5 protein-coding genes and 1 pseudogene are annotated in these 6,407 nt (G+C 39.3%); 5 read left to right on the forward strand and 1 reads right to left on the reverse strand.

Annotation, left to right across the window (positions count from 1 at the left end):
• Positions 1-192 (reverse strand): annotated as a pseudogene (locus RTR63_RS11365) (cytosine permease); the annotation flags it as partial.
• A 912-nt stretch (positions 193-1,104) separates the two neighbouring features.
• Between RTR63_RS11365 and RTR63_RS11370 the strand changes: the two are divergent.
• From RTR63_RS11370 to RTR63_RS11390, 5 genes are all read left to right on the forward strand, one after another.
• The gene (locus RTR63_RS11370) at positions 1,105-2,097 is read left to right on the forward strand and encodes a DUF932 domain-containing protein (protein WP_312524345.1); all 993 of its coding nucleotides are present in this window, start codon (positions 1,105-1,107) and stop codon (positions 2,095-2,097) included.
• Positions 2,098-2,231: 134 nt separating this feature from the next.
• Complete coding sequence (locus tag RTR63_RS11375; RefSeq protein WP_312524347.1) at positions 2,232-3,338, forward strand: YqaJ viral recombinase family nuclease; 1,107 nt, start codon at positions 2,232-2,234, stop codon at positions 3,336-3,338.
• A 142-nt stretch (positions 3,339-3,480) separates the two neighbouring features.
• A complete protein-coding gene (locus RTR63_RS11380) occupies positions 3,481-4,404 on the forward strand; it encodes a recombination directionality factor (protein ID WP_312524349.1) in 924 nt (307 codons plus the stop codon).
• 487 nt (positions 4,405-4,891) lie between these two features.
• Positions 4,892-6,121, forward strand: coding sequence for a YagK/YfjJ domain-containing protein (locus RTR63_RS11385; protein ID WP_312524351.1), 1,230 nt, complete (start codon positions 4,892-4,894; stop codon positions 6,119-6,121).
• Between the two features lie 23 nt (positions 6,122-6,144).
• On the forward strand, positions 6,145-6,407 hold a 263-nt coding region (locus RTR63_RS11390), incomplete at its 3' end, for a hypothetical protein (RefSeq protein ID WP_312524353.1).

A 6,407-nucleotide genomic window follows, 5' to 3' on the forward strand; every position in this document is an offset into this window, starting at 1 on the left:
TGCAAGCAGTAGATTGCCTAGTGCGGTAATTAATAGAATAGTAGAAATATCGAATGCAACGCCTATTTTACCGCCAGCAAACATAGTGCCTGTAAAAAAGGTAAAACTGAATAAAACTAAAAAAATTGGCCAAAATCCTTTTCGCCCTTCTTGTGGCGCCTCAACTAGGGGATTTTCTTCATGGGTACTCATTTCACACCTCTCTTTATTAAGCTATTTAAACCTAATTGAGCTAGAGCAAAAGTAGTGCCAATACCTAAAGAATTAAAATTTTATTATAACATTTTATTAAATATCATATACTTATCCTATGATTATAGGATATTGGTATAGCTTTAATATTATTTTAATTTATAAACAATCTTGGAATTTCATATAAAAATAGTAAGGTTAGCCAACGTCAAAATGGTGCATATTACTTCTTGGTTGAAGCAAAAAATGTTAATTTGCACCAATTAAGGTAATAAATTTAAAAACTTAAAGGTAAAATCCTTTCTAGGTTACTAGCTTACTAAATATTCTCTTCGTTTTGTTTCAGCAGACATCAGTCAACTAATAGTAGAAAAGCTAACATTAGGCTAAATTCATCAGCTAACTCAGTCATTTCTAAAGTATTTCAGATATATATTACGCATATGACATAACCATTCAGTATTCGTAATGGCTTATGTAAACAGCATTATGTAAAAGGTTTGCCCTAAAAAGCAGACCTTTTTTTATGCCACAAATTTGACCTAACAAGGAGTTTCTATGCCCATAAAAACCTTATGTCCTAACTGTCATTCATCCAATGTATACAAGCTTGGTAATGATAATATTAACTTCAGCTTACCCCTAAACCAAACACTATTGCATCCTAGGATCATAGAGGGGTTAAGTTCCAGTATTTGTAATGCTTATCGACTGCCACCCTATGCAGGTATTGCCATCAGCACGGTCGCTAATATTGCGATAAGTTTAGTACAAACCAAATTCACCATCTTTCCAGGTTCACAACAAATGCAGTGCATTGACTGTGAATACGTCTTTGATGCAACAACGTTAAATGCGACATAGCCTGTCCAATCACTCTATTAAATTTAACACAAAAAAGGAGAACATCTTATGGCACACGAAGTACAAACAATGGCATATGTTGGCGAAACCCCTTGGCACGGTTTAGGTAACGAGCTTACCCCCAATCAACCCATCGAAGTTTGGGCAGAACAAGCAGGCATGGACTGGACAATCGAATCATCCGATGTCAGCTACTATGCCAATCATGCCGCAGGTGGTAAGCTCATTATGCCATTTGCTGATAACAAAGTGTTGTATCGCTCAGATACGCTTGAACCGCTATCCGTCGTCTCACAACGCTACCAAGAAGTCCAGCCACGTGAAATCTTGGAGTTTTATCGGGATTTGACTGAGCAAGCCGACTTTGAGCTTGAAACCGCAGGCGTACTCAAAGGCGGTCGTAAATTCTGGGCACTGGCGAAAACAGGACAATCCACAGCCCTTAAAGGTAAAGACGTTTCAAATGGCTATATTTTACTGGCAACCGCTTGTGATGGTACGCTTGCTACGACTGCCCAATTTACCTCTATTCGGGTAGTGTGTAATAACACCTTGGCGATTAGCCTAGCTGATAAGTCAGGCAGTGTGGTGAAAGTTCCCCATAGCACCGTATTTGATGCCACTAAGGTGAAGAATCAGTTAGGTATTTCCATCAATCAGTGGAATGAGCATATGTACCAAATGAAGCAGCTCACCGAACGGCGGGTAACTCAAGCGGAAGCGACTAATTATCTCAACCGCTTGTTTAACAATATCGATGATACGCTCATTATGTTTCCTACGACCAAGCAAACCCAAAAAGCAGTGCCAAACGCTAAAGCCATGAATCAAATCATGACCATGTTTAACGGTCAAGGTCGAGGTGCTGATCTTGATTCAGCAAGGGATACCGCTTATGGCTTATTGTGTGCCGTGACTGAATTTGTTGACCATGAACGCAGGGCTATGTCTACCGATCATCGGTTAGACTCAGCTTGGTTTGGCACAGGCGCTAACTTAAAGCAAAAGGGGCTTGAGGAAGCGATGCGATTGATTGCCTAGCATCAGTCATTAGAACAAGTCGCTTAAAGCAATTTATCTACTATCTAAAACACTGTAACAACCACGCTTTAGCAATAAGGCGTGGTTTTTTTATGCCCTTTTTTTACAAACATTTAACCAAAGGAGATAACAGCATGAATGATTTAACCCTACCGATCCAATCCTCCAGTCCTAATGACAGTCAATCTGTTAAGGAACTAACCTTAGAGCCTGTAGTGGTAAACCACCGCAGTAGTCAGGTACGCCCAGCAGGACATGAACCCAAATCGGCTAGACGCCTCGCTGATACTAAAAACTTAAGCCATCAAGACTGGTTAGCCGTTCGAAACACAGGCATTGGCGGTAGTGATGCCGCCGCAGCCTGTGGGCTTAATCCTTACATGTCTATGCTTGAGCTATGGCTGATTAAGACAGGACGACAAAACCCAGACTTATCCGATGGGCTGATGGAAAATGCCTATTCACCGCTATATTGGGGTAAAGAGTTAGAACCCCTTATTGCCAAGTACTACACCGCTAAGACAGGCAATAAAGTGCGCCGTGTTAACGCAGTCCTGCAACATCCTGACCCCGATAAATCCTTTATGCTTGCCAATCTTGATTATGCCGTTAATAAGTCAGACGTCGGTGTGCTTGAGATTAAAACCACAGGGGAGCATGGCGCAAAGCTATGGAAACATGGCGTACCGGTGTATGTCACTTGCCAAGTACAGCACCAGTTAGCGGTGACAGGTAAAAGTTTAGCCCATGTCTGTGTACTCATCTGTGGGCATGAAGCTAGGGTGTATGAAATCAAACGGGATGACATTCTGATTGAAAAGCTAATTACACAAGAATGGCGATTCTGGAAGTATGTGCAAAACGATGTACCGCCCCCTGCCGATGGTAGCGAATCAGCAGCGAAAGCAATTACTCAATTGTATTCTCAGTCCACGGCGGATAAAACCCTCGATTTTAGCCAAAACGAGGACATGAATATGCTATTTGGTCAGCTACTGGCTGAAAAGAACTTAATGGAAGTCCATGCAGACAACTATGAATCACTTAAACAGCGGATACAGATGCATATCAAAGATGCCGAAAAAGCGTTATTTAGTCTAGGCTCAGTTAGCTGGAAGAAAGCTAAAGATAGCGTGAGTTTAGATACTAAGGCACTGCTCAAAGACCAACCCGAGCTACTTAATCAATATCCACAGGTAAGGCAAGGCAGTCGTCGTTTTCTGGTGAATACCAAGGCGTAATTCAAGCTAACAAGCATCCCATTATCCCAATCACTATATCGCCCATGTTTGCTGGTCAAGCATGGGCTTTTTATTTGATTCAATCAGCCAATTAAGCAAGCCTTTTAAACCAATCTATTAAATTAAACCAAGGAGAACACCCATGATTAAAGGGTTAACCATCACACCGCCTATTTTAGGCAGAATCACCATCGGTAAAGTCGTTGAGAGAAATGGTAAACGCTTACCGGAAAAAGATGACCAATTCACCATTACCAGCCAAGTGCAAAGCAAGGAGGGTTGGATTAAGCATCCACTTGATGACAAACTTAGGGATAATGCCAAATTAACCAGTAATGGTAAATTACGCCATATTCCTGTACGGATGCTATTTAACACGCCTGAGTTAAACCTTCGAGCAGAGTACACCCTGTTTGATCGGCAGACTGGCAGACCCATCTGTGTGGGCAATGGTGAGCTGTGCCAACGACGTACCCAAAACGGCGTAGAGCAATTGCCTTGCCCAAGCCCAGAATTATGTCCTATTGGACAAAATGGTAACTGTAAGGTATTTGGACGTTTATACGCCAACTTAGATGATGTCGATGAGCTAGGCTCATTTATCTTTCGTACCACGGGCTACAATTCAATCAGAACGCTGATGGCAAGACTAAGCTACTTTAATGCGGTATCGGGTGGGTTGTTGTCTTGCTTACCGTTACAGTTGATGATTCGTGGGAAGAGTACGACACAAAGCTATCGTACGCCCATCTACTACGTGGATTTGACCTTGCAGGATAATGTGAGCTTAAAGGATGCGGTGGAAAATGCTCAGGCGATTCATGCCCAGCAACTACAGTCTGGCTTCAATCAGCAGGCGTTAGAGGAGGTGGCTAAACTTGGCTATGCCAATTCAGCGTTTGAGGTGGATTCAGATGAGGGATTGGCAATCGTGGAGGAGTTTTACAATGCTGATGCGGATAGCGATGCGATTGTTCGGTCAGTGGGGAGTAATAGTAATTCATCCGATGGACAGTGGCAATCGATGGAGCAAGGGCTTCGGCAGAGTGTAAGGAAGGTAAGCTAATCAAGCAATTAAATGTTTAGTTTAAATAAAAAGCCACGTATAATTGGCTTTTTATTTTTTTATATTTTTTATAAAAGTCAATATAAAAAACAATAAATAACAAAATAATAAGTAAACAAATTTTTATAAAACAATAAATTCCATTTTTTTAATATATATGGATTTAGTATTACCTAAATTCATATATATCGTTGTTAATGACAGCGTAAATTACAAAAATAAGAGAATAAATTTTATACTACCTAACTTTACCATATTGACTACGTAACTTGACACTGCTACAATGGGTTTAAGCGTCGCACTTGTGCGCGGTCTTACGGAAATAAGAGGTGATCCTGCTTTATATTGCCGGAAATAGCCTAGGTAAATCATTTTCGGTATTTATGTTATTAACATAAAAAATAAACATTTGTTAATTTATATTAGAGTAATGATTGTTTGGTACAATCATTACTGAAAATCAATATATTAGCTAAGGTAAACAATTATGTCAAATGACATAGACTTTTTATATCAGTTCAAAGAGAGCTTTTTTAGCTATACTGAGAAAGCTGGTAAGACTATTCGATTAATTCCTTCTACCGATTATGACGATGTCTTAAATTATATTCGCTTTGATGAGGTATTACAAAAATTAGCTAGTAAAGATTTATCAATTGACAAGAAAAAGGATTCGTTAAAGAAATTTTTGAATACCAAAAATATTTATCTATGGTTCTGGAAAAATCATACTGGCGTAGCGATGATTCCTCATGGCGCTAAGCCTTTGGATGAATTGTTACCGTATAACGATAAAAAGTATAGCCCATACGTTAATGCTTATTTACGATGGCTAGCAAATTTTAGTGAGTTGGAACTTGACCATATTTTTCAGTCTGGGATAAAGAATTTAGCATTAAGTCCAAATGCTATAGCAAATGAAGATATGATACTCAAATCCCTTGTGGATGCATTACAAAGTGAAGAAACCACGGTTGAGGTTAAGAAAGCGATTAAAGCGTTTCATCGAACCAATCGCGATCTGAAAAAGTATGTGGAAAGTTTGATTGCATATAAAGCGAATCTGCTGTTGATTAGATTAGACCTAGCATTTAACAAAGATTACTTAGATACACAAAAAAAACTGGCATATGACAAGTTGAGTGAGACATTAAACGATGACGTCTACGATGATACTGATACCAGAACGTTTTATGAAAAGCGTCTTGATATAGAAAGTAGTTTGATTGCCAGTGATCTTAAAACGATCAAAGACTATCGAGCGAAGTTTTTTAGGATCATTAAGCGAAAATATGATGTGAAAGGCTTTATTTGGAAATTGGAGTATGGGGTTGATAAGAGCTTTCATTATCACTGTTTGTTGATGTTGGACGGTGATAAACACCGTGAGGATATTAGCATTGCGATGGATATGGGTGAGATGTGGAATAAACTCACCCATGATGAAAGCTGCGATGTAGTTAAAGGAATTTATTGGAACTGTAATGCCAATAAAGACAAGTATAAACACTTGGCGATAGGGCAATTAAACGCTAGCAATAAGACCATGATTGATAATTTATTCACTTATGTTCTACCTTATCTAGCCAAAACAGATTATTACTTTAAGCTTGCTAAAACCAATGATCGCGCAATCGGCATGGGAAATGATAAGGTTAAAGTGAAATCAGGGAGACCACGAAAAGTGTTACAGCCTGCTAGTGATGCTTGTAGTTAATAGATTTTTATAGGATATAGATCATGACAGAAGATAAAATTTGGCACATGCCTTTCTCAGCTGAACGCTTACTGTCGGGTAAATTAGAATGTGATGCAGTTAATTATGTATCAGGGGTAGAAAATCCACGGTTAGCTAAGGTGATATTGGAAGAATGTCAAACTCGCCATGCTAAGCATGTTAATAGCAAAAATGGTTTCTATTATGTTTTCGGTGCAGTGCGACATTCTGTGAACGTCAAAAATGAATTTAAATTGCGTTATATGCCAAGCAAACCTATTTGGGT

The organism is Moraxella sp. CTOTU47724, assembly GCF_032014955.1.
Classification (GTDB): Bacteria; Pseudomonadota; Gammaproteobacteria; order Pseudomonadales; family Moraxellaceae; genus Faucicola; species Faucicola tetraodonis.

Coding starts and splice junctions, on each gene's coding strand:
- RTR63_RS11370 (WP_312524345.1), top strand. CDS start 1,105: ATGGCACACGAAGTACAAACAATGGCATATGTTGGCGAAACCCCTTGG.
- RTR63_RS11375 (WP_312524347.1), top strand. CDS start 2,232: ATGAATGATTTAACCCTACCGATCCAATCCTCCAGTCCTAATGACAGT.
- RTR63_RS11380 (WP_312524349.1), top strand. CDS start 3,481: ATGATTAAAGGGTTAACCATCACACCGCCTATTTTAGGCAGAATCACC.
- RTR63_RS11385 (WP_312524351.1), top strand. CDS start 4,892: ATGTCAAATGACATAGACTTTTTATATCAGTTCAAAGAGAGCTTTTTT.